The sequence below is a fragment of the Vibrio sp. HB236076 genome, from assembly GCF_040957575.1.
GTDB lineage: Bacteria > Pseudomonadota > Gammaproteobacteria > Enterobacterales > Vibrionaceae > Vibrio.
The window spans coordinates 479628-498470 of record NZ_CP162601.1; the positions used below are offsets into that span (position 1 = coordinate 479628).

Consider the following 18843-nt stretch of genomic DNA (forward strand, 5'->3'; position numbering starts at 1 on the left):
TCTCTGTTAAAGTCATTTCACCGCGAAAACCCGCGCAAAAATCCGTTATAATCAGCAGTCAAATAAGGTAAGTGAGTAAAGCAATGGCTGAATTTAAAGAGCGACGCAACGCAGACAAGCAGGTGGATTCTATCAAGGTGCCACCCCATTCGATTGAAGCCGAGCAATCGGTGCTCGGTGGCTTGTTATTAGACAATGAACGCTGGGACTCTGTGGCCGAGCGCGTAGTGACCAAGGATTTTTACAGCCGACCTCATCGTCTGATCTTTGATGCCGCCAAAGCCATTTTAGAACAAAGCAAGCCTTTGGATTTGATCACCTTATCTGAATATTTAGAAAACCGCGAACAACTCGATGATGTCGGCGGTTTTGCTTATTTAACCGACTTGGCCAAAAATACCCCAAGTGCGGCAAACATCATCGCTTATGCCGACATCGTGGCCGAACGCGCATTGGTCAGAAATTTGATTGGGGTGGCCAACGAAATCGCCGACGCCGGTTACGACCCACAAGGGCGCAGCAGTGAAGATTTGCTCGATCTCGCCGAGAGTAAGGTCTTTGCGATTGCCGAGGAGCGCACCAACGAAAACGAAGGGCCGCAAAGTGTCGAGTCGGTGTTGGAAAGAACCATTCATCGCATTGAAGAGCTGTATCAAAGCCCGCAAGATGGCGTGACTGGGGTCGACACTGGCTTTACCGATCTCAACAAGAAAACCGCCGGTCTTCAGGGCTCCGATCTGATCATCGTCGCGGCGCGTCCCTCGATGGGTAAAACCACCTTTGCCATGAACTTGTGTGAAAACGCCGCCATGGATCAAGAAAAACCGGTGCTGATTTTCTCGCTCGAGATGCCGGCTGAGCAGCTGATGATGAGGATGTTGGCCTCGTTGTCGCGGGTGGATCAAACGAAAATCCGAACCGGTCAGCTCGACGACGAAGACTGGGCGCGTTTGTCGTCGACCATGGGCATTATGATGCAGAAAAAAAACATGTTCATCGATGACAGCTCAGGCCTAACACCGACGGAGGTGCGTTCGCGAGCCCGTCGTGTGGCAAGAGAGTACGGCGGTTTATCGATGATCATGGTCGACTACTTGCAGTTGATGCGCGTGCCGGCTTTATCGGACAACCGGACCTTAGAAATCGCGGAAATTTCTCGCTCGCTAAAAGCGCTTGCCAAAGAGCTCAATGTCCCTGTGGTGGCGCTGTCACAGTTAAACCGCTCGTTGGAGCAACGGGCCGACAAACGCCCGGTTAACTCAGATTTGCGTGAATCGGGCTCGATTGAGCAAGACGCGGATTTGATTATGTTTATCTATCGCGATGAGGTGTACAACCCAGACAGTGCACTCAAAGGCATTGCTGAAATCATCATTGGTAAGCAACGGAACGGCCCAATTGGCTCGGTGCGTCTGACCTTCCAAGGCCATCACTCGCGCTTTGATAACTACGCCGGTCCTGCCTTCGACGACGAATAAGTCCCCTGATTTTATAACCGTATTACGGCTCGCTGAGCGGGCCGTTGAAAGCGCGTTACCATCTCGTTCACGTCACTTGCCGATTGTGGAAGGGGCGTTTTGTTTGCCTATCTCCATGGCGATGGTTAGGGAGCGCACCAAGTATCAGCAGGGGTTATGCCTGTCCTTGTAACGTAACAATAACCCGACGCGACCCACCGTGATTGCGGTGCTCACCTAAGTAAATCCCTTGCCACGTGCCGAGTAATAAACGCCCATTTTGCACCGGTACTGTCACACTATTGCCAAGCATGGCCGCTTTAATGTGCGCAGGCATATCGTCGGGTCCTTCGTAAGTATGCTGAAAGTAGGGCGCATTTTCTGGTACTAAGCGATGAAAATAAGCTTCCATATCGGCTCTGACGGTCGGATCGGCGTTTTCGTTGATACTCAAGCTGGCCGACGTGTGCTGAATAAAGCAATGAGCAAGGCCGACTTCGATCGGTTTGAGCTGAGTCATGGCACGCTCAATGTGGTCGGTGATTAAATGAAAGCCACGGCGTTTGGCCGGCAGTTCGATGGTAATTTGTTGCCACATACTAACCTCGTGATGGTGGGAAGGCCGCCCAAGAAAGCGCGACGATAAATCGGATAACGTGTAGACCATAGCTCAGAAGCGGGCAAGGGTAAACCTTGGTTGTGAATGGCATATTGTTGGGCTATTGCTGTCTCTCGCTGGCGATAGGCCGTGATGGTGAAGTAAAGAAGCGGTTAAAATTAGGTCATTTAAAGTCTTGATATGCCGATGCTCTACAAGTTACAACCAGATCATCTAGCCGCGCCTCGCCGTTCGTGATAAAAAAGGAAAACAGAAAGAAACATTAAGATTTTACTTGTTATTATAATGAGGTGAGGCGCTCTTCTGCACCACTTCACAAAACATTCAGATTGGGAATCACAACATGTTGAAAAATATTAATCCAACGCAAACTAATGCGTGGCAAGCCTTAACTGACCATTTCGCCTCTGCGAAAGACTTCGACCTTAAAACTCTTTTTGCCGACGATGCGCAGCGTTTTGATAAATTTTCAACCCGTTTTAATTCTGACTTTTTAGTCGATTACTCGAAAAACTTGATCACTGAAGAAACCTTGTCTCATTTGTTGAACTTGGCCAAAGAGACCGATGTCGAGTCTGCCATCGAAGCCATGTTTAGCGGTCAAACCATCAACCAAACGGAGAGCCGTTCTGTGTTGCACGTTGCCCTTCGCAACCGCAGTAACGATCCTATCTTCGTTGACGGCAAAGACGTCATGCCAGACGTCAACGCGGTGTTGGAAAAAATGAAATCCTTCTCTGAGCGGGTAATCTCTGGTCAGTGGACGGGCTATACCGGCAAAGCGATCACCGACATCGTCAACATTGGTATCGGTGGTTCGGATCTCGGCCCTTACATGGTGACCGAAGCACTAGAGCCGTACAAAAACCACTTGAATGCCCATTTTGTTTCCAACGTCGACGGCACGCACATGGCCGAAGCGCTGAAAGGCCTTAACCCGGAAACCACGTTGTTCTTGGTTGCCTCAAAAACCTTCACGACCCAAGAAACCATGACCAATGCCCACACAGCTCGCGATTGGTTCTTAGCCGAAGCCAAAGAACAAGCACACGTGGCTAAGCACTTTGTTGCCTTGTCGACCAACGCCGAAGCCGTGGCTGAATTTGGTATTGATACCGATAACATGTTTGAGTTCTGGGATTGGGTCGGCGGTCGTTACTCTTTGTGGTCAGCGATTGGTTTGTCGATTGTGTTGTCGATTGGTTATGATAATTTCGTCGAACTGCTCAGCGGTGCGCACGAGATGGATCAGCACTTCAAAACCACCGAATTTGACAAAAATATCCCCGTGTTACTGGCGCTGATCGGCCTTTGGTACAACAACTTCCACGGTGCGGAAACCGAAGCAATTTTGCCTTACGATCAATACATGCACCGTTTTGCTGCTTATTTCCAACAAGGCAATATGGAATCGAATGGCAAATACGTCGACCGCAATGGCAATCCAGTTGACTACCAAACCGGCCCAATTATCTGGGGTGAGCCAGGCACCAATGGTCAGCATGCGTTTTACCAACTGATTCACCAAGGTACGAAATTGATCCCGTGTGACTTTATTGCGCCAGCGGTTTCTCACAACCCGGTCTCTGATCACCACCAAAAACTGATGTCGAACTTCTTTGCGCAAACCGAAGCATTGGCATTTGGTAAATCGCTAGAGACGGTGAAAGAAGAGTTAGTGGCTGCCGGTAAATCCGAAGCCGAAGTGGCACAGATCGCGCCGTTCAAGGTATTTGAAGGCAACCGCCCAACCAACTCAATTTTGCTTAAGTCCATCACGCCGCGCTCGTTAGGTCAATTGATCGCGATGTACGAGCACAAAATCTTTGTTCAAGGGGTGATCCTCAATATCTTCACCTTTGACCAATGGGGCGTAGAGCTTGGTAAACAACTGGCGAACCAAATCTTGCCAGAGCTTGCGGATAACAGCCCGGTTGACTCGCACGACAGTTCAACCAATGGGTTGATCAATGCATATAAAGCGCTGATCTAATCTCGACCAAGACGATCAAAAAAAGCCAGTGTCAATACTGGCTTTTTTTCGCAGCTCACACAGAAGCGGAACAACTTCGAGCGAGGAGGGCTTAATTTGGCGAGGTTACTCGAAACAAATCTCGATGAAAGCATTGCCCCACTGAGAGTTAAACGGCATGATGATGATCGCGCCTTCGCACTTGTGGCGAATGGTATGACCGCGGCCAGAGACCACCACCGGTGTCGCCATGTCAAAGTCAAAGCCACTTTCTGATAAAATGCGTTTCGCACCACCGGTCACCATATTGGTGATCTCACCCACCATGTCAGTGACTTCCTCGTTTAGGCCATTCGGTCGCTCACCCAGCATATTTTGCATGATTTCCAAAGCCAGGCTCTCGTCAAAGGTGATCGACATCGAACCACGGGTATTTGGCGCCACCATACCAATCAAGCCAGAAACGTCACCGCGAGCAATTTCATCTTTTTTGATTCTCGGCTTTTGCGGTTTTAGCTCTAACGAAGCCATGGTTTTTAAAACATTCAACAGTGAAGCTAAAAACGGGTTTACAAATTCTGCTCGCATAACATTCTCTATCTATTTTTCTGAGGTGTAACAATCCTGACAGATGCCATGAGACTCGATGACCTGCTTAGTTAAATGAAATTGGTGCTGTTTTGCATTGACATTTAACTGAGCCGTTAAGCTGTCGTCGTGTAATTCTTCGACATAGCCACATCGATCGCAAATTAACAGTTGAAACACGTGTTGTGATTCGTGGCTCAAACAGCAAGAAATGTAGCTGTTGGTTGATTCAACACGGTGTACAAAGCCTTGTTCGAGCAAAAATTCGAGAGCGCGATACACAGTGGGCGGTTTGGCTTGTGGTTCGCTTTTTTGCAATTGCTCTAATAATTCATAAGCACTAGAGGCTTTGTTACTTTGGCAGATAAGCTCAAAAACCGCACGTCGTTGAGGGGTTAAGCGCACCCCTCGTCTTTGGCATATCTGTTCAATTTGTTCTGTTGGCTTGTGGTTCAAAATCTTCACCCTAACCACGTTGTCTTGTGAAAGTATAAACTATTCATAATAAGATGGTTGCATTTTTGTTGAGTGCAAAGCAAAAACAGCCTTGATAACCAACATTACAATGATAAACCGTTAAATTACCTTATATTGGCGTGAAACGATAGCCCTGTGAGCAGTTTTTCACATAAGTAACGCCAAGATCACTGAACTGGGCTTTGCGATAATTTATTCCTTGGTTTATCAAGTGATTTACTAAGCCTCGATTTTAGATTCAAACCCAGAGACCATCACGGAGTTACCCAGTAAAACCAAGACCAATGCTTCTTTGATACGGCAAGGGGCACAAGTAACCCAGCCCTATACGGTGCCTAAATAAGAAAGTGCACTTGGCGTGGAGAGGAAAATGTGACTATTGTCCAAATAATGAACAATTCCTTAAATGTTAAGTCTGTGATTTTGGGAAGTTTTCATGATATCTCTCAATTAGATGGCAAAAAAACACTTCACTTAATATGACTTATGTTGAATAATGCCATAGGCGTTTTTTTTATTTTATTTATTAATTGATTAGCGCATAACAGGAAGCCCGCAGGTGAGTGAACCAGTTATCCTACTTTGTTCAATGCACCGCACTGTGACGAATGGACAAGGTGTTGAAGCATGGAACCAAGCGTTTTTGAGATAACCTGGCCGCAATGCGATGAGTTCTCAGATCAAGTGCCCTTTTTTGAAGCGGCAGGGGTCGCCACTTGGTATTGGGAGGTAGACTCTGATAACGCTCAGTTCAATCGCCACTGGGCAGAGATGCTCGGCTACCAGCTCAAAGAGCTTGAACCCCATTGTTTCGATACCTGGGCTATGCTCGTTCACCAAGACGATCTCATTACTGCTCATCGACAAATTCAATCTTTACTGGCAGGAAGCCGCGACCAATTAGCCATCGAGTGTCGGATGCGTCACAAAGAGGGTTATTGGGTTAAAATACTCTCGAAGGGGTCGGTGGTCAGGAGAAATACACAAGGGCAACCGCTGTGTGTTGCGGGTATCAACATGGATATCACAGAGCAATGGCGAAGGGAGTTGGCAATCGATGCGCTTCATAAACAAGCGATGACATTGGCCAATAATTTACCCGGATTTGTGTTTCAATTTGAGTTGCAGTCCAACGGTAAAATGCAGTTCCCCTTTGTTTCAGAGCAAGCCTTTCACATCTATGGTTGCCAGTCCGATTTTTTGCAATCTCACCCTGAAAAAGCGCATCAAGTAATCCATAAAGAAGACTGGCAGAGAATTTTTGATGCGTTCTTACGCTCTAAAAACCGCCTTTCGCCTTGGCAGGCCACGTTTCGTATTTGTCACCCCACCAAAGGCATTATTTGGGTCGAAGGCCACTCAATCCCCATTGAAGAGCCGGGTGGTCGCGTCGTTTGGAACGGTTACCTTACTGATATCACGGAACGCATTAATCAAGGTCACCGATTAGAACTGTTATCTTGTGTTTTTAAAGCGACCGGGCAAGGGGTGGTCATTACCGATCAAGCGATGAACGTGGTTGATACCAATCCCGCGTTTGAACGGCTTTCAGGATACCGTTCATCGGAGGTTAAAGGTAAAAGCCTCAACCAATTATTTAGCGAAGAAACCACTCGTGCCACCATCAGTTCAATGTGGAGTGAGCTTGAGATCAACGGTCATTGGCATGGCAAAGTGTGGCACCAAAGCAAAGACGGAGCCGTTTTTCCTCAACTTCTCAGCATTGACATGCACGACGGTGGGCACTTAGGCAAGAACTACATCGCGGTGTTTAGCGACATTCGCGAGTTATTTGAAGATTATCATCAGTTGTCGGCACTGGCTCATCAAGACAGTTTGACTCAAGTCTCGAACCGACGTGCATTTGAGTACTACCTCGATGAATTGATTTTGCGCTGCAAAGAAAAACAAAAGGTTTTTGCTCTGCTGTATCTCGACCTCGATAACTTTAAGCAAGTTAATGATAGATTTGGTCACCAGCAAGGGGACCGAGTATTACAAAAATTAGCCAACACATTGAATGCGGCGCTGAGAAAAGGTGACATGATTGCCCGTTTAGGCGGCGATGAATTTGCTATTTTGATCCACGATTGTGGCGATGAAGCGAGTATTCTGACCATGATCAAGCGTTTTGAGCAGCAGATTACTGCCGCGTTAGATAACTTTGAGTTAAGTGTTAACTTAGGAGCGAGTATCGGCGCTGCATTTTTCCCCCAAGATGGCATTCGTCAAGATACCTTATTGGAAGTGGCAGATAAGCGGATGTACCATCTAAAATTCCAAAAGAAGTTAGCCCCGCACAACAAGTAAAGCCTCTTGCCCGACAGTCGAATGACAAACCGCTTTCTATTCAGGACACCCAAGTAATCGCTTTTTCAAAGCAGGACACCCATGTAACGCCTCTACTCAGGACATCCATATAATAGTCGTTTTTTTAAATGAGGACAGTCATGTATTTACCTCGAGAAACGCCTTCCAGCTAGGAGACAGCAAAGCAGGACACCCATTAATCTGACGGCGATGACAGATCGCTTTTGTATGCTGTCGTCGATTATCTTTTTATTGACTGTCCTGTAGATATTGAGTCTCAGTATTTGGCAAGCGTAAAAAAGCCCCGAAGACGACAGTAATCAACTTGGGGCTGGTGATGTGCCTGACTCATCGAGTGTAAAAGATTACTTATCCATCACAATATCGCGAGCAAAGACTTTCTCACAGTATTTGCATTTTAAACGTACATCTTGTGACTTTTGAATCACTTTAAAGTGTGTAGCGACAGGCTCAACATGAGTAATACAATTGCTATTAGGACACTGAAATACTTGGCTTATTGATTCTGGTAACGACAGAGCCAGTTTTTTCACTACATCGTAATTTTCGATCTGATTGACCGTAGCATCAGGTGCATAAAGAGCGAGCTTTTTCGCTTGTTCTTCATTAATAAACTCGTTTTCAATTTTGAGCAGATCTTTGTGACCCAATGCAGAAGAGGGGAGGTTTAAGCCAATAGTGACACGCTGTTCTGAATTGTGCATATTGAACAGTTTGAGCACTTTAATTCCCATTTGCGCCGGGATATGGTCGATCACTGTGCCGTTTTTTATTGCTTCGACTTGCAGTTGAGTTTCGCGCATTCGTTTACTCTCCCAAATCTTGATTTAATACCAGGGCCAATAAGGCTTCACGAGCGTACATGCCATTTTCCGCCTGCTGGAAATAATAGGCATAAGGCGTTCTGTCGACATCTGTTGTGATCTCGTCCACCCTAGGTAGTGGATGTAACACCTTGAGGTTATTCCGGGCAGTTTTGAGTAAATCGGCACTTAAAATATAAGCCGATTTGATGTGAGCGTATTCAGATTGGTCAAAGCGCTCTTTTTGAACTCGAGTCATGTAAAGAACATCAAGCTCAGGAACCACACTTTCGATATCGTTGTGGAAACTATAGGAAATACCGGCGTCGTCGAGCTCTTCGCAAATGTAATCAGGCATTGCCAGAGCTTGTGGGGCGATGAAATAAAACCGGATGTTATTAAATTTAGACAGCGCTTGTGTGAGGGAGTGTACGGTGCGGCCGTATTTTAAATCGCCGACAAAAGCCACATTGAGGTTATCTAACCTGCCTTGTGTTTCACTGATCGAGAATAAGTCTAACAGGGTTTGAGTTGGGTGTTGATTGGCACCGTCTCCCGCATTGATCACCGGAACACCGTTAGAATATTCCGAGGCCAAACGAGCTGCCCCTTCGTGAGGGTGTCGCATCACAAAGGCATCCACATAAGAAGAGATAACCTGCACTGAGTCTGCGAGTGTTTCCCCTTTTTTGGCAAGTGATGTATTACCACCGTTGTCAAAACCAATGACGTCGCCACCAATGCGTTGAATGGCGGTCTCAAACGATAAACGAGTTCGCGTCGAAGGCTCAAAAAAGCAACTCGCCACCACTTTATTTTTGATCAGCTCCGGACGAGGGTTCGCTTTGAGATCGGCCGCCGTCGCGACGATCAGTTCGAGCTCTTGACGACTCAGCTCAGGAATCGAAATGATGTGCTTTTGATACAAGGTATTGTCCATGACAGTTTTCCTTTTCGATGCGCAGCGCAAAAAAAAGCCCCCTTATAATAAGGAGGCTATACGGAATCAGAAATTTCTGCTCCAAACATAGAGACATCAGCACAAAAGTCACAACAACTAATACCGACCAGTGCGTTAAAACGATCACAGTCAGAGCATTTTTGTGTGTGTAAAGAAGGCATAATATCACCGTAGTGCAGACAAATTGCGAAGCATTATACGGATCAAAACTGTGAACGCAAGCGATTACATCACGATTGAGCACTTATCAAAACAGGATATCAAAGCGGGACACTCATGTTCTTTCTCTATCTAAGATTGATGAAATCACGAATTGATATGTGAGTGTTTGTCGTTTCGTGTAGTCGTAGAGTCAAAGTAGGACACCCATGTATTTGTCGTTATTCATAAAGAGACAAAGTAGGACACCCATGAATTGATTGGTGTTCAAATATATGACTGTCCTGTATCGGTCCCTGTATCGGTCCCTGTATCGGTCCTATATCGTCAATGGTCCCGTATCGTCGGTTTTTACGCTTTTTCATTCTCAGTCATATGTTCACAAAGTGGCAAAAATATTTGACAACCACTCATCACAAACTATTGTTTAATTACTGTATAAAAAAACAGCATGGTATTAACGATGACTCAAGCTCGCTCGTCCCTTATTTCGTTGCAAGATACGGCCTATTATCATTGTATTTCTCGTTGTGTAAGAAGAGCTTACCTTTGTGGCCAGGATGACTATAGCGGCCGAAATTTTGAACATAGGAGAGTGTGGGTTATCGAACGAATGCGCCTACTCGCACAAGTGTTTGCCATTGATATTTGCGCCTATGCCATCATGTCTAACCATTATCACTTGGTTTTACATGTCGATGATAAAAAAGCACAAAACTGGTCAGAACGTGAAGTTGTCGAGCGATGGACGACCTTATATCGCACACCAATATTAATTCAATCTTGGCTAAAAGGTGAATTGGCCAGTCAGGCTGAAATCAAAAGAGTCCAGCGTATTGTCAGTTTGTGGCGAGAGAGGTTGATGAATATTTCTTGGTTTATGCGTAATCTCAACGAGTTTATTGCGCGAGAAGCCAACAAAGAAGAGCAGTGTTCGGGAAGGTTTTGGGAGGGGCGTTTCAAATCCCAAGCTTTACTTGATGAGCGGGCTTTACTGGCTTGCATGGCGTATGTCGATCTAAACCCTGTACGAGCAAAAATGACGAATAAGCTTGAGAGATCTGAATTTACATCTATTTATGAAAGGCTTCATGGCAACGCATGTGCGAAAGATCAAGGGCAAGGCCAGGTTGAGCATTTACCGAAAAAGTCATTGTTTGGTTTTTTAGGCAATCAGCGCCAATTGGCCCACAACTCTGTAAAGGCTTACCTCGGTATTGAATACTCTTTGTTAGACTATATTGCGTTGGTCGAGAGGTTGGGCCAAGTGGTGAACCCTGATAAGGCGGGTTTCCTTATGAGTGATACATCAAGTCTTTTACACGTTTTGGGGCTTGATGACGAACTCTGGGAGCGCTTTTCAGCTCAGTTTGGTCGCCACTTTAGTTGCGCTGTCGGTGGAGTGGATGATTTGCGAGAATACGCCAGTCACACTCATCGAGCTTGGGTTAGGCAAAAGTATCACACATAACAAACTATCACTACTTTCCTTACGCTTTGAAAGGTGATGGCTTAAACGGCAAGCTTGACCCTAGTGTCTTGTTCCACCCACTTCCTTTTTACCGAGCTGTCATTAGGTCAATTTTATTGTACCCTCCTAGTCACGTTTATTTTTCACTGAGAGGGAGCGTCGAACATGCGTAAATCCGATAAAAAAATTGATAATCAAATTCGTGAAGTATTAACCACGGTGTGTGAACAGACCTTAAAAGAGTTCCAAGGTTTTTTATGGGTGACGCATAGTGTTGATTTTAACTCTTTTCCTCAGAGCTTAAAAATTGTCTGTGTCTTTGAGACGAATCATGACGGTGAGGCTTTTCTGGACGCAGGCGGTGAGAAAAAAGTCTCTGCGACTATTCAAGCGATGTTTAATCAGGTTGGGATTAAATTGAAAAACGCAGCAAAACACATTCACTATGATACCCAAGAAAACTGCGAACGGACTCACCAAGGGAAATGGGCCGTTAGATTAACGACACTTTAAAAGAAAAACATCAGGAAAACATCAGGACACCCATCAATTAGGCGATCTTCAATACTTGGCTGTCGCCCAAATATCTCCCCCAAATATCTCAGTTTAAGACAGCGTTCTTGCCACTGTTCTTTACTGTACTGTGTTTCACCGTCTTAAGCTGTCTCACACTGCAGTGAAAGTTTAGGATGAAAGTTTAGGACACCCATCAATTTATTCGCTGTTAAATACATGAGTGTCCCAAAAATATCCCGCAAATATTATCTTAATTGAGTAGTTGAGTAGTTGAGTAGTTGAGTGTTCCAAACATATTCTGTGAAATACATGGGTGTCCTGCAAATCCCTGCCCATCAATTTATTCGCTGTTAAATACATGAGTGTCCCGCAAATATCGCCTCTCCTGCAAATACCTTTTAGTTGGGTGTCCTCAAATACCTCCTGCAAATCCCCGCTGTCTGACACTGTTTTGGAGTTTTATTGTGCTTTTACACGTAATTGAGCACTTGTCGACTTTGTTACCGCCACTTTGCGCATTAAAGCCAAAATAAAAATGCCGCTTTGGATTAACACTATGGTTGGCGCCGTGGCACTGTCTACATAAAAACTGATGTAGACACCGGCTAGCATGGTGAAAAGATTGATCAAAGCCGCAAGCCACAGCATAGTCGAAAAGCGACGTACCAATAAAAAGGCAATAGCACCAGGGGCGATCAATAAGCTTATCGCCAATAACAAACCAATCGAGCTTAAGGTGGCGACAATGGTCAAGGACAAAAAGGTTAACAGGGTATAATGCAGCACAGTGACATTTAATCCACTCACTTTAGCTTGTACTTCATCAAACGCGTGCAGTAAAAAGTCTTTCCAAAACAAAACCAAACCTGTCACGACGACCACGGCTAAGATAGCCGATGTTTGAATTTCTTGTTTCTCTATCCCCAGCATGTTGCCAAATAAGATGTGGTCGAGGTGCGCATTGGTATTCAGTGCGACATAAAGGACAATCCCCAATGCAAACATACCTGAAAAGACCACTCCCATGACGGTGTCTTGCTTTAAGCGTGAATTGGTAGCGAAAAAGCCGGTCAGCAAACTGCATGTCATGCCAGCGATAAAGGCACCAAGTAACAGCGGAGCGCCAGTGACATAGGCAATGACAATACCGGGCAAAACGGAGTGACTGACAGAGTCCCCCATCAATGCCCATCCCTTCATGACTAAAAAACAAGACAGTAACGCCGTTGGCAAGGCGACGACAAAACAAATCAAGAAGGCGTTTTGCATAAAAGGAAATTGGAAAGGAAGTAAAAGATCCATCAGTATTCGTCCTTAGCCACATTTTGATGAGCTTGAGCGGTTTTCTTTAACGCTTGTTTGGCTTTAGTTTTGGCGGCGAAATAACCGTGTTTTGGGGCGAAGAAAAAGGTCGCGATAAAAATCATCGTTTGCAGGCAGATAATAATGCCGCCGGTTGCCCCGTTTAAAAAGTAGCTGATGTAAGCGCCAATAAAGCTGGTGACACTGCCAATTAAAATCGACACCATAATCAGGCGTGGGAATCGATCGCAAAGCAAATAGGCGGTAGCACCAGGGGTAACGACTAATGCAATGACCAGCAGGGCGCCAACGGTTTGCATGGCTGCGACCACAGAAGCCGACAACAAAGTAAAAAAGATCGCTTTTAATACTGGAGGGTTCAAACCAATACTGCGTGCGTGATTTTCGTCAAAGAAGGTCACCATCAGATCTTTCCATTTTGCCAGCAACACCAATAAGGTGACCACGCCAATGATGATCAGTTGTAGGGTGTCTTCTGGCGTAATGGCGAGAATATTGCCCATGGTAATGGTTTGTACGCTAATCGAGACCGGATTGACGGAGATAAGAAAGAGGCCCAGTGCAAAAAACGAGGTAAAAACCAATCCGATGATCACGTCGATTTTGAGCCCCGAACGCTCAGACAAAAACAACATGGTTCCCGCTGCGATCCCGCCAGAAATAAACGCGCCAAAAGCAAATGGCAAGCCGATGATATAAGCCAGAGCGACACCCGGCACCACCGCATGTCCCAACGCATCCCCAATTAATGACCAGCCTTTTAGCATCAAATAAGACGATAAAAATGCGCACACTCCACCCACGAGTGCAGAGACCCACATCGCATTCGTCATATAACTGTATTGAAAGGGCTCTAACAATAACTCGATCATTGCGATGTCTTCTCCTGACTGGCGGTCATCGCTTTGCCATCGTATTGGACAAATGGACGTTCATCATCGGTCAATATGGTTAGCTCACGGGTGTCCTCATCGTGATGTAAGGTATTGCCATTGAGTGTAAAGTGCCTTAATGATCCACCAAATACCCGTTGTAAGTTTTGTCGGGTATAAGTCGTTTCGATGGGACCAGAGGCTAAAACCGTTTGGTTGATCATAATAGTGCGATCGCAAAACTCGGGGACTGAGCCTAAGTTGTGGGTTGAAACCAACATCACATGGCCTTCTTTACGCAGTGAGCGCAGCAGTTCGACAATTTGATCTTCGGTCTTTACATCAACGCCAGTAAAAGGTTCATCAAGAAGAATGACCTTTGATTCTTGCGCCAAAGCACGAGCTAAAAAAACGCGTTTCTTTTGTCCACCGGAGAGCTCACCAATTTGACGCTTGCGATAGTCTTGCATGTTGACGCGTTGTAATGCTTGTTCGACCGCTTGATGATCCGAAGCCTTGGGTTTGCGCAGCCAGTTCATATGACCATAGCGCCCCATCATGACGACTTCTTCAACCAAAACAGGAAAGCTCCAATCAATTTCTTCTGATTGAGGCACATAGGAAATCAAATTGCTTTTAAGCGCTTTCTTCACGCTTTGCCCCATAATGCGAATTTGCCCTTGACCCATAGGCACAAACCCCATAATCGCCTTGAACAGGGTTGACTTACCCGCGCCATTCACGCCGACCAAGGCAGTGACGGATCCCTGGGGAACGGTAAAACTGGCGTCGTATAAAGCGGTAAAGCCATTGCGGTAAGTCACCGTAACGTCACTGGCTTCAATCCCTAATGTGTTTTCACTATCTTGGTGATTCATCTGGTTGAGCGTCTCCAACTCTGGATTTGGTTCTCATGACAAAATAAAAGCGTGCTGTTGGCCTTGTTTTGATGATAACGTTTTTATCTTTAACTACTTAGTATAGAAGTAAAAATTGGTTTCGTATTCAGGGCGATCACAAAATAAAGTCTTGATTGGTACCGCCCGATACTTTCGCATTTCTCGACGTCTTTATTATTTTGCCGTCAAACCCTTGGCAACGGTTTTTGAGGTCGTGGTTAAAAGGTCTAAGTAGGTCGGCACTGGGCCATCTTGGGCAGACAGCGAATCGACATAGAGCTCACCACCATAAGTGGCACCGGTTTCGCGCGCGACTTGTTTGGCGGGTGAAGTATTGACGGTCGACTCACAAAACACCACATCAATATTGTGCGCTTTAACCCCATCAATCACCGCGCGAACTTGCTGCGGTGTACCCACTTGATCGGCATTCATTGGCCATAAGTACAACTCTTTCAAGCCAAGGTCTTTAGCAAGGTAGCTGAATGCGCCTTCACAAGTCACTAACCAACGTTTTTGTTCTGGGATTTTGTCGATTTGCGCTTTTAATGGCTCGATGGTAGCGCGCAGCTTGGCTTTGTATTGCTCGGCGTTATTCGCGTAGATATCGGCGTTATCTGGATCGTATTTGGAAAAAGCCGCTACAATATTATCGATATAAATCATCGCATTATTGAGGCCCATCCAAGCGTGAGGGTTAGGTTTTCCACGGTAAGAGCCCGATGCGATAGGGATCGGCGTAATCCCCTCAGTCAAGGTGACAGAAGGGACGTCATTGAGGTTGGCAAGAAACTGCTTAAACCACAGCTCTAAATTCATGCCATTCCACAAGATGAGATCGGCGTCGTGCGCGCGCACAATATCTTGTGGCGTTGGTTCATAGCCGTGAATTTCCGCGCCAGGCTTGGTCACAGAAACCACATCAGCGGCATTACCTGCGACATTTTTTGCCATATCAGCAATCACAGTGAACGTGGTTACCACCTTCATTTTATCTTGATCGGCATTGGCCAAAGGGGATAAAGCGAGTAACAGAGCTGACGTTAGCGCAGCAAATTTTGGCTTGAACATCTCTCTCTCCTTGATAATGAGAATAATTAATGAGTAAATAAGCGTAGCAAGACGATAAACATTACTTGCAACTGATTCGCATCTGCAATAATACTATTGCAGATGCGAATCAATCGCAACAAGAATATATATAAAACATAGATGATTTATGACGACTGGACAAAAAGAACCAAATAACGGCAGTGATGTTGCACTTATTGATGAGCTTGAAGAGATGCTACGAGCAGAAGGGGTGCGCATTACGCAGCAGAGAATGGCGATCCTAGCGGCGTTGGCAAGCTCGCATGATCACCCCAATATTGATGAGCTGCACGAGCGTGCGAAAACGCTCAATGCAAGTGTTTCTTTAGCGACAGTATACCGTACCGTCACCGTGTTAGAAGAACGTGGCGCTTTGATCCGTAACGAGTTCGAGGGCGCGAGTACGTGCTATGAACTTGCCAATAAGCCCCATCATGATCATCTTATTGATGTCGAAACTGGTAAAGTCGTTGAGTTTTGCTCGGAAGAAATAGAAGCACTACAAGAAACGATAGCCAAAGAGCTCGGCTACGATATTGTGTATCATCGCCTTGAGTTGTATGTAAAGAAACGGCGGTAAAAACCAGTAAAATTAGACCGCTGCGCTGCAAGAAAGTGTGACGCAGTCAAATACAGTCATCAAAGATAAGATCTTGGTTTTACTTAATCATTTTCAGGACACCCATCAATTCACGGGCTTGAAATACATGGGTGTCCTGTAAAAAAAGTAAAACACAGTTCGCTGCGCTTAACACAGGGAAAAGTTCAGGACACCCACCAATTCTCTCGTTTCCACGCTCCTGCGTGGGAACGCATAGGGTTAAGATACCAGTAACACCGGCGGTATTTGCGCTTAGCTGCAACTCTCTTTTTTGGACAGCCATCAATTTTGAGGTGATTAAATACATGGGTGTCCCGTAAATATCCCCTGTCCCACACTGTGTTTGACTGTTTTACACTCTGAATTCCTTGCCACTTGGAGCGAAGCGATCTTGAAACGAAGTGATCTTGCTCCTTGTTGTAGAAACCAATTCAGGACACTCACTAATTTGTTGCAGTGAAATACATGGGTGTCCCGTAAATACTTCATACTGTGTCTCACTGTCTTATACTGTCCCACACTGTGTTTCACTGTGCCTCACTGTTCTTCACTATCTCAAACTATATTTTTAATACTGCCTTTTCATTGGCTTAAAAATAATCATTAAATTGTCACTTGCAATGAATCTAGTTTTATACAAACCTATAACTGCGGTGAATGATTTGTTGATTAATTGAACGATGGTCATGAACAGATAAGATCGGATCTTGTCTTGGCATCGAAATCACATTGGCCTACATCACCTCCCTCACATGAATAAGAACAAATACCGTTTTCTAACAGCGTTAAATAAATTGGCATTAAAAGGACTTAATCGATGAAAATAAAGCAACTCAGCTTAGCGGTGGCCGCCGCTCTGCTCGCCGGATGTGGTTCCGACTCCGATGGCAGCGGTGAGACAACAACCTATGAAGCCCCTTCCGTTCTCTCTGCAATTGAAACTCCTATCTCGGTAACCATTGAAGATCAAGATGGTCAACTGCTCAACGCGACGGTCACGTTAATTGGTGATGACGCTAGCTACGTGGTAGAAACTGGCTCTGGAGAAGCGGACAGTGATGATGAATATGATGCCCCTGATGGGTTGCTTTTATTGACCGGGCAAAATATTCCAGATGGCGTATCGAGCTTGTCGTTGAAAATGGTGGTGTCGGCACCGGGGTATTTTTCGAGTAGCAGTGATGTTGCCGTCGATGTGGATGATAACTTTAGCACGACCATTGTATTGGCTTCGAAAAACATTGATTCAACAACGGTGGCGATAAAATCGGTGAGCCAAGAGTTTGAAACCGATGACTCCGGGACCGTGCTCGAAACGCTGACCTTAACCACCGAAGCCGCGGATAGCGATGATGAAAACTTCGCGGCCATGGCGGGAGGCTCGGCCACCGTTACGATTCCAAGTAATACCATAGTGACTGATGCCGATGGCAACCCTGTGACCGGAACGCTCACCGCCGCAGTCAATTACTTCTCAAATGAACCCGAAGGCAGCGGTGAGGCGACCACCTCTTCGCTGGCCGCCTTTCCTGGTGGCTTAGATGTCGAAACCTACATTGATGAAAACGGCGATGAAGTGGACGCCGATTTCAGTTTTGCATCAGCCGGCTTTGTGGCGATTGAAATCAGTAATGAAGACGGTGATGTTGTTAAGAATTTCAGCAATCCGACCACGATTTCGATGCAGGTTCCTGCCGCGACAGTTAATCCAGACACCGGAGCTGTGATTGCCACCGACGATACCATCCCAATGTGGAGTTACGATGAGTTGACCGGTCAGTGGTCTCTCGAGGGCACGGCCACCGTTGGTGCGCTCGATAGTGACACCAACACCTACACCGTCAGTATGGATGTCGATCACTTATCTTATTGGAACCTCGATTGGTATGGCGCGCGTTGTAGCAATAACCCATTGCAAATCAGTGTACTCAATAGTATAGGGGGGCAAAATAGTTCTCCATTGGCGATGAAATTGCAACGCAGTGGCTACAGCAAATATCGCTCTTCGGGTTATTGGGGGGATAACAGCCAATTAACCATCTACAACCCGCCCAACTTTAGCGACCTCAATATAGAATTTTTTGTCGATGGGCAGTCTGCTTTGACCCACGTTAACGGCGTTTCTGTTGGCAGCGATAACACCTACACCGGTTCGATTTGTGATTTACACAATGGCACGATTACTGTCGATGTGGCCGAGCCGGACTATGTTGAAGTCGATATCGCTAACCGCACCGTGTGTGAGCAAGACACCAGTATTGCCACTCAGCAACCGGGGTACATTTACATTCGCGAGCTGGGCACCTCTTATTACAACGCCTACCGTTATTGGGGCTACACTCAAGCCGACAGCCAGTTGGTTCAAAACCTAAAACAAGAGACGGATTACTATGTTTATTCCTACGTGTATGGCCAAGGCTACCGCTCTTTTACTCACACCACGGGTAATGCCGCAACGGAAAGTTTGAATATTGACTATCCGGTGACTTGTGAGATAGCCGAAGAAGAAGTGCCGACCGGTTCTTCGTCTGGATCATCAGGCGGTGATTCCGGTAATACTGGTGCTTAGAAACTAGTGAATGACAGTGTGACACAGTCCGCTTCACTTAACACAGTGAAATACAGTTAAGAAACCCGACTGTGCTTCACTGTTTTTATTTGGTTTTACCTAATTCAAACGGGGTCGGATTTTCGAGATAGGC

16 protein-coding genes are annotated in these 18843 nt (G+C 45.9%); 7 read left to right on the forward strand and 9 right to left on the reverse strand.

Features of this window, described 5'->3' with window-relative positions; translation table 11 throughout:
- Positions 1–83: 83 nt before the first annotated feature.
- Positions 84–1478: a replicative DNA helicase gene (locus tag AB0763_RS02275; protein WP_306100929.1), complete on the forward strand. Its 1395-nt coding sequence runs from the start codon at positions 84–86 to the stop codon at positions 1476–1478.
- A gap of 154 nt (positions 1479–1632) precedes the next feature.
- On the opposite strand, the gene AB0763_RS02280 is transcribed toward AB0763_RS02275, so the two are convergent.
- Entirely contained in the window at positions 1633–2055 is a 423-nt protein-coding gene (locus tag AB0763_RS02280; protein WP_306100930.1) for a secondary thiamine-phosphate synthase enzyme YjbQ, read from the reverse strand.
- A 364-nt stretch (positions 2056–2419) separates the two neighbouring features.
- Between AB0763_RS02280 and pgi the strand changes: the two genes are divergently transcribed.
- On the forward strand, positions 2420–4069 hold the full coding sequence (pgi, locus tag AB0763_RS02285; RefSeq protein WP_306100932.1) for a glucose-6-phosphate isomerase: 1650 nt from the start codon (positions 2420–2422) through the stop codon (positions 4067–4069).
- A gap of 105 nt (positions 4070–4174) precedes the next feature.
- Here the strand turns inward: pgi and AB0763_RS02290 are convergent, their stop codons facing one another.
- Together AB0763_RS02290 and zur are read right to left on the reverse strand one after the other, a co-directional pair.
- Positions 4175–4636, reverse strand: a complete 462-nt coding sequence (locus AB0763_RS02290; RefSeq protein ID WP_306100933.1) for a chemotaxis protein CheX — start codon at positions 4634–4636, stop codon at positions 4175–4177.
- A gap of 12 nt (positions 4637–4648) precedes the next feature.
- Positions 4649–5110: a zinc uptake transcriptional repressor Zur gene (gene zur / locus AB0763_RS02295; protein WP_306100934.1), complete on the reverse strand. Its 462-nt coding sequence runs from the start codon at positions 5108–5110 to the stop codon at positions 4649–4651.
- Between the two features lie 630 nt (positions 5111–5740).
- Between zur and AB0763_RS02300 the strand changes: the two genes are divergently transcribed.
- Positions 5741–7423, forward strand: coding sequence for a sensor domain-containing diguanylate cyclase (locus AB0763_RS02300; protein ID WP_306100935.1), 1683 nt, complete (start codon positions 5741–5743; stop codon positions 7421–7423).
- A 365-nt stretch (positions 7424–7788) separates the two neighbouring features.
- Here AB0763_RS02300 and pyrI read toward each other — a convergent pair whose 3' ends face one another.
- Together pyrI and pyrB are read right to left on the reverse strand one after the other, a co-directional pair.
- Complete coding sequence (gene pyrI, locus AB0763_RS02305) at positions 7789–8247, reverse strand: aspartate carbamoyltransferase regulatory subunit (RefSeq protein ID WP_306100936.1); 459 nt, start codon at positions 8245–8247, stop codon at positions 7789–7791.
- Positions 8248–8251: 4 nt separating this feature from the next.
- A complete protein-coding gene (gene pyrB / locus AB0763_RS02310; protein ID WP_306100937.1) occupies positions 8252–9187 on the reverse strand; it encodes an aspartate carbamoyltransferase in 936 nt (311 codons plus the stop codon).
- A 643-nt stretch (positions 9188–9830) separates the two neighbouring features.
- Here pyrB and AB0763_RS02315 point away from each other — a divergent pair.
- Both AB0763_RS02315 and AB0763_RS02320 read left to right on the forward strand, forming a co-directional pair.
- The gene (locus tag AB0763_RS02315) at positions 9831–10838 is read left to right on the forward strand and encodes a transposase (protein ID WP_306100938.1); all 1008 of its coding nucleotides are present in this window, start codon (positions 9831–9833) and stop codon (positions 10836–10838) included.
- Positions 10839–11003: 165 nt separating this feature from the next.
- Entirely contained in the window at positions 11004–11351 is a 348-nt protein-coding gene (locus AB0763_RS02320; protein WP_306100939.1) for a Fis family transcriptional regulator, read from the forward strand.
- 462 nt (positions 11352–11813) lie between these two features.
- Here the strand turns inward: AB0763_RS02320 and AB0763_RS02325 are convergent, their stop codons facing one another.
- From AB0763_RS02325 to AB0763_RS02340, 4 genes are all read right to left on the reverse strand, one after another.
- A complete protein-coding gene (locus AB0763_RS02325; RefSeq protein ID WP_306100940.1) occupies positions 11814–12656 on the reverse strand; it encodes a metal ABC transporter permease in 843 nt (280 codons plus the stop codon).
- Positions 12656–13546 carry a metal ABC transporter permease gene (locus tag AB0763_RS02330; protein WP_306100953.1) on the reverse strand — a complete coding sequence of 297 codons (891 nt, stop codon included), beginning with the start codon at positions 13544–13546 and terminating at the stop codon, positions 12656–12658. Before AB0763_RS02330 ends, AB0763_RS02325 begins: the two co-directional genes overlap by 1 nt.
- Positions 13546–14427, reverse strand: coding sequence for a manganese/iron ABC transporter ATP-binding protein (locus tag AB0763_RS02335; protein WP_306100941.1), 882 nt, complete (start codon positions 14425–14427; stop codon positions 13546–13548). Before AB0763_RS02335 ends, AB0763_RS02330 begins: the two co-directional genes overlap by 1 nt.
- Positions 14428–14622: 195 nt before the next feature.
- Positions 14623–15519, reverse strand: a complete 897-nt coding sequence (locus AB0763_RS02340; RefSeq protein WP_306100942.1) for a metal ABC transporter substrate-binding protein — start codon at positions 15517–15519, stop codon at positions 14623–14625.
- A gap of 148 nt (positions 15520–15667) precedes the next feature.
- On the opposite strand from AB0763_RS02340, the gene AB0763_RS02345 reads away from it, so the two are divergent.
- Both AB0763_RS02345 and AB0763_RS02350 read left to right on the forward strand, forming a co-directional pair.
- Entirely contained in the window at positions 15668–16120 is a 453-nt protein-coding gene (locus tag AB0763_RS02345; protein WP_306100943.1) for a Fur family transcriptional regulator, read from the forward strand.
- 838 nt (positions 16121–16958) lie between these two features.
- On the forward strand, positions 16959–18710 hold the full coding sequence (locus tag AB0763_RS02350; protein WP_306100945.1) for a hypothetical protein: 1752 nt from the start codon (positions 16959–16961) through the stop codon (positions 18708–18710).
- Positions 18711–18843 lie beyond the last annotated feature (133 nt).

What these genes read in the sequence shown, in the direction of transcription:
- AB0763_RS02275 (WP_306100929.1), top strand. Translation starts at nt 84, where the DNA reads ATGGCTGAATTTAAAGAGCGACGCAACGCAGACAAGCAGGTGGATTCT.
- AB0763_RS02280 (WP_306100930.1), bottom strand. Translation starts at nt 2,055, where the DNA reads ATGTGGCAACAAATTACCATCGAACTGCCGGCCAAACGCCGTGGCTTT.
- pgi (WP_306100932.1), top strand. Translation starts at nt 2,420, where the DNA reads ATGTTGAAAAATATTAATCCAACGCAAACTAATGCGTGGCAAGCCTTA.
- AB0763_RS02290 (WP_306100933.1), bottom strand. Translation starts at nt 4,636, where the DNA reads ATGCGAGCAGAATTTGTAAACCCGTTTTTAGCTTCACTGTTGAATGTT.
- AB0763_RS02300 (WP_306100935.1), top strand. Translation starts at nt 5,741, where the DNA reads ATGGAACCAAGCGTTTTTGAGATAACCTGGCCGCAATGCGATGAGTTC.
- pyrI (WP_306100936.1), bottom strand. Translation starts at nt 8,247, where the DNA reads ATGCGCGAAACTCAACTGCAAGTCGAAGCAATAAAAAACGGCACAGTG.
- pyrB (WP_306100937.1), bottom strand. Translation starts at nt 9,187, where the DNA reads ATGGACAATACCTTGTATCAAAAGCACATCATTTCGATTCCTGAGCTG.
- AB0763_RS02315 (WP_306100938.1), top strand. Translation starts at nt 9,831, where the DNA reads ATGACTCAAGCTCGCTCGTCCCTTATTTCGTTGCAAGATACGGCCTAT.
- AB0763_RS02320 (WP_306100939.1), top strand. Translation starts at nt 11,004, where the DNA reads ATGCGTAAATCCGATAAAAAAATTGATAATCAAATTCGTGAAGTATTA.
- AB0763_RS02325 (WP_306100940.1), bottom strand. Translation starts at nt 12,656, where the DNA reads ATGGATCTTTTACTTCCTTTCCAATTTCCTTTTATGCAAAACGCCTTC.
- AB0763_RS02335 (WP_306100941.1), bottom strand. Translation starts at nt 14,427, where the DNA reads ATGAATCACCAAGATAGTGAAAACACATTAGGGATTGAAGCCAGTGAC.
- AB0763_RS02340 (WP_306100942.1), bottom strand. Translation starts at nt 15,519, where the DNA reads ATGTTCAAGCCAAAATTTGCTGCGCTAACGTCAGCTCTGTTACTCGCT.
- AB0763_RS02345 (WP_306100943.1), top strand. Translation starts at nt 15,668, where the DNA reads ATGACGACTGGACAAAAAGAACCAAATAACGGCAGTGATGTTGCACTT.
- AB0763_RS02350 (WP_306100945.1), top strand. Translation starts at nt 16,959, where the DNA reads ATGAAAATAAAGCAACTCAGCTTAGCGGTGGCCGCCGCTCTGCTCGCC.